General features: G+C 63.1%; 4 protein-coding genes. All 4 read right to left on the reverse strand.

What is annotated here, in order from left to right:
* A partial coding sequence (locus VZ95_RS23970) for a serine dehydratase beta chain (RefSeq protein ID WP_045775572.1) occupies positions 1-738 on the reverse strand: 738 nt, incomplete at its 3' end.
* Positions 735-1574: a lysophospholipid acyltransferase family protein gene (locus VZ95_RS09090; RefSeq protein ID WP_045775569.1), complete on the reverse strand. Its 840-nt coding sequence runs from the start codon at positions 1572-1574 to the stop codon at positions 735-737. The genes VZ95_RS09090 and VZ95_RS23970, both read right to left, overlap by 4 nt.
* A 26-nt stretch (positions 1575-1600) precedes the next feature.
* Positions 1601-2467, reverse strand: coding sequence for a GNAT family N-acetyltransferase (locus tag VZ95_RS09095; protein ID WP_045775570.1), 867 nt, complete (start codon positions 2465-2467; stop codon positions 1601-1603).
* 5 nt (positions 2468-2472) lie between these two features.
* The coding region (locus VZ95_RS09100) for a transcriptional repressor (protein WP_045775571.1) at positions 2473-2675 on the reverse strand (203 nt) is incomplete at its 5' end.

The raw sequence follows: 2675 nt of genomic DNA on the forward strand, positions 1-2675 counted from the left end.
GAGGCCAGGGGCGCGGCGTTTCACCCGCAGGCCGCCGGGCAACTCGCCTTCGGTGGCAAGCCCGCGTTTGGTGCAGGCGCGCATCGCCTCCCACACCGCGCGCATATGCTCTTCGACGTCGGCGCGCGGGCGTTGGGCCACTTCGTTCGCCATCACCATTTGGGCGATGGTGAGGCCCGACGTCATGCCCATGCCCAAGAGTTCCGAGCCCGATTTGAACGGAAACGGCAGCACGGGGCCGGGGGTCGCGCCCGCGCGGTCGAACTCTTCGTCATCCAGAATAAAGCCGCCGCCGACCGAATAGGAAACCTGCGTCAGCAGCGTGGCCCCCTCGGCGTCGAAGGCGGTAAAGCGCATGCCGTTGGTGTGGCGCGGCAGCGTGTCGAACATCCGAAAGAGCAGATCGTTCGGCACGGTAAAGCCGATGTCGAATGCGCCGGCCAGGGGTAGGCGCTGACTTTCGGTGATCTGCTGCACTAAAGGCTGCACGCGGTCGGGCTCGATCCGATCGGGAAGATGCCCGGCGAGCCCGAGGATCACGGCGGTATCGGTGGCATGGCCGCGCCCGGTGAGGGCGAGAGAGCCGAAGAGTTCGGCCTGAACGCGTGTCGTGCGCGGGAGCAATCCCGCCTGGGCCAGCGCGTCGCCGAAGCGATAGGCGGCTTTCATCGGGCCGACCGTATGCGAGCTGGACGGGCCGAGGCCGATCTTGAACAGATCGAAAAGACTGACGCTCATTCTGAAACCGTGGCGGTGGGAGAGGAAGGGGGGATGGGTGCGCGGCCCGAGAGGGCGGCGGCCAAACTTTCGGCAATCACGCTTTGGCAGTGACCGGCCAGCGCCTTGCGGCTGCGCAGTTGCGCTAGGGTGACGGGCGGATGAAACGTGACGGCCACGGTAATCTTGCCCAAGCCCGCCAGCCGTAATAGGTGCGGCCCCAAGCCCATATCGCCGTACCAGGCGAGGAAGGGGCGCAAGGCCCGGCCCATCGGAATGCCGTTGATCTTAGTATAGGCGATGGAAACCGGCTGAACGACCAACGGCCCGTGCCCGGTTTCAAGCGCCGCGACGCTAAACAGCGCGCTTTTGAAGGGCAGCACTCGGTTGCCGTCGCTGCTGGTGCCTTCCGGGAATAGAATAAGATTATCGCCCGCGTGCAGGCGGCTGGAAATATCGTCGCGCTGGGTGTGCGTGGAGCCGCGCTTGCGGTCGACAAACACGGTGCGCTGAAGCTTGGCGAGCCAGCCGAATAAGGGCCAAGTGCCGACTTCCGACTTTGCCACAAAACTGCCGGGGATCAGTGCGCCGAGCAGGCTGATATCGATATAGCCGCCGTGATTGGCGATAAAGAGCGTCGGGTGCAGGGTGGACCGCGCGCCCGTCGCCTCGATCTGAACCCCCAAGAGCCGCAGGCAGCGCCGATGATACCAAACCGGAAAGCGCGTGCGGAACGAGGTGCCGAGCGCGATGGCGACAATCTGCACCGGCATGCACAGAAAGGTGAAGCCGAGGTAGACCAGCAAGCGGGACACCGCGAGCGGAAACGAGCCAATGCCCGCCATCATATCGCCCATCGCGCCGCCCCGGTGCTCATCGCTGTTTAGGCGACCCCGGCGATTTCGTCGCCCGCCGTGTCGGTTGGCCCCGTGCCCGCGCCGCCCGTTGTGCGGCTGTAATGGTTCAGATATTTTTCGGTAACGAGATCGGTTTTCACCAAAATACACACGTCCACCGTATTGAACTGATGGTCGATCACCGCGCCGTCGCCGATGAAACCGCCCAGGCGCAGATAGCCCTTAATCAGCGGCGGCAGATCGGCCAGGGCGCGCTTAACGTCGATCGCCTCTTTCGGCATCCGGTCGAGTGCAACAAAACGGTCCGGCAGGGCGCGCGTGCGCATTTCCGCCGGGGCCAAATGATAGTGATGCAAATAGGAGAGCGCCAACGCGTGCGCGTCGGGGTCGATCCCCGGCAGGCTGGCGCAGCCGAACATCAAGGCAATATCATAGTGGAACACATAGGAGGCGATGCCGCGCCAAAGAAGCTGCATCGTCGGGCGCGTGCGGTAACGGGTATCGACGCAGCTCCGGCCTAATTCCAATAGCTTGCCGCTGAAGTTCAGCAGGGGGTTGATATCGAACTCGTCGCGGGTATAGAAGCCGCCGCAGGCATCCGCCGCCGGTTTGCGGATCAGCCGGTAGGTGCCAACGACGGCATCCGCCCCCGTGCCCAAGGCGTGATCCAGCACCAAAAGATGATCGCAGGTCGCGTCATAGGCATCGACATCGCGCTGGGACGCCAGGGTTGCGCTATCGGGCTTGGCCTGCATTTCATCGTAGAAAATGCGGTAGCGCAGGGCCTGCGCCGCGTCCAACTCCGCCGCCGATTCGGCCAAGCGAACTTCCAGCGTGCCGGTTTTCAGATCACCCGCCAAACGATGTGGGGCCGGATCAACCTCGTGTCCCATATGGATCAAGTACCTTTCCCCGGTTCCGGCTTATCGAGCCGAACCCCATAAAGTTCGAGCCGGTGATCGACCAGCCGATACCCCAAGGTTTCAGCGATTTTGCGCTGCAACTCTTCAATGTCGCTATTTTGAAACTCGATGACGGCCCCGGAATCGACATCGATCAAATGATCGTGATGCTCTTCCGGAAGCTCTTCATAGCGGGCAC

This window comes from Elstera litoralis, from assembly GCF_000963705.1.
GTDB lineage: Bacteria > Pseudomonadota > Alphaproteobacteria > Elsterales > Elsteraceae > Elstera > Elstera litoralis.